Origin of the sequence: Promicromonospora kroppenstedtii DSM 19349, assembly GCF_000515355.1 — a bacterium.
Lineage (GTDB): Bacteria > Actinomycetota > Actinomycetes > Actinomycetales > Cellulomonadaceae > Promicromonospora > Promicromonospora kroppenstedtii.
In genome coordinates, this window is record NZ_KI911645.1 from 14,854 (window position 1) to 16,631 (window position 1,778).

1 pseudogene is annotated in these 1,778 nt (G+C 74.5%); it reads right to left on the reverse strand.

Annotated elements, in window-relative coordinates:
- Positions 1-1,778, reverse strand: a pseudogene (locus tag PROKR_RS34380) (hypothetical protein); the annotation flags it as partial.

A 1,778-nucleotide genomic window follows, 5' to 3' on the forward strand; every position in this document is an offset into this window, starting at 1 on the left:
GCCAGGCCGTACGGGCGCCAGCGCGCCGCGCCGGCGACCAGGAGCTCGGTGCCCGCCGCCGGGCCGTCCGGCACCTCGACGGCCACGAACGTGCCCACCGCGGCGGACGTGTTCGGCACCTCGGCGTCCGCGAAGGTCTCGCCGCCGTCGGTGCTGACGCGGATGCCCGGCGTCTCACCGATCACCACGTGGTCCGTGTCGCTGGGGTCGACCCACACCGACCGCGCCTCGTCCTTGGTCAGCCGCGTGATCGTCCGGCCCAGGTCGTCGGACCGGTACAGGCCGGACGACGTCGCCAGCCACAGGCGGTCCTCGTCCACCGGGTCCATGACGACCTGCTGCACCAGCACCTCGTGCGCGTAGCTGGTCCACGTCTCGAACCCGTCGGTCGAGACCATCAGGCCCGTGTCCACGAGGGACGTGTAGCCCACGGCGACCGTGCCCTCGTCGTGCGGGGAGACGGCCAGCGCCGTCGGGCTGAAACCGCCGGTCGGGCCCACCTGCGTGAGGTCGGCGTCGGACTGGCCGGCGCCCGCCGTGAGGACGCGGCCGCCGCCGAACGCGTTGGTGCCGATCGCCCAGACCGTGCGGTCGCCCAGCGGCGACTGCGTGACCTCGGAGACCTGCCGGCCGATGACGCCCTCGTGCCCGATGGAGCCCCAGTTCTGCTTGTCCGGGGTGAGGTCGGCGACGGAGCGCTGGTGCAGGCCCTCGAAGTCGACGGCCCGCAGCACGGGCTCGCCGTCGGCGTCGACCCCGGCGTGCACGCCGGTCACGTCGCTGCCGGAGACGCCGGCCTTGGTCCACTCCTCGCCGTCGTCCGTCGTGTAGATGCCGGCGTTCTCCATCGACATGACGATCTGCTCGTCCGGCGTGCCGGGCCAGTGGTCGACGTCGGTGGCGAGCGGCCCGCGCGCGGGCAGCGGGTGGGTCTGCCACGTCTTGCCGAGGTCGTCGCTCGTGCTGAACGACGACAGGCCCGACGCGTACACGGTGCCGTTCGTCAGGGTGGTCACGGTGACGTAGGACTGCTCGGTGTCGCCGCCCTCCGTCCAGGTCGCCCCGGAGTCCGTCGAGGTGAGCGCCATGCCGTCGCCGCGGACCAGCACGGCGCTGGAGCCCTCGGCCACGATGCCCTGCGGGCGGTCGGGGTAGTCGGTGGTCACGTACGGCTGCGTGACCTCGCTGCCGCCGTCGGGGACGCCCGCGATGCGGTAGACGCCGTCGTAGGTGGCGATGAGCAGGTCGTCGCCCGCGAACGCGGCGCCGGAGACGAGGCCGTCCCACTGCGGGGCGACGCGTCGCCAGTGCTGGCCGCCGTCCCTGCTGAGGTAGAGGCCGTCGTCGGTGACCGCGGCGAGCGCGTCGCCGTGGGCGACGAGCTCGCTGATCGCGACGTCCGGGAACGGGAGCACCGTCCAGGTCCTGCCGGCGTCGGCGGTGTGCACGATGCGGCCGTGGTAGCTCGGGTCGAGCGTGACCCGGCCGGCCGCGCCGTTCAGGGCCACGTAGAACCCGCCGGGCGTCGTCGAGTCGGCCACGGGGATGCCCCAGCCGTCGGCCACGGGCATGCTGCGCACCCGCTGCCAGGTGGCGCCGTGGTCGGTGGTGACGAACGGGTGCACGCCGGACCCGGCCATGGCGAGGCCGGTCCCCGGGGTGGTGGGGGAGGTGGCGAGCTCGCGGGCCGCGCCGGAGAGGCCGACCTGCTCCCACGTGCCCGCCTGGTCAGCGCCCTCGGACTGCACGCCGCCGCTGCCGGTCAGCGTGCGCCCGGC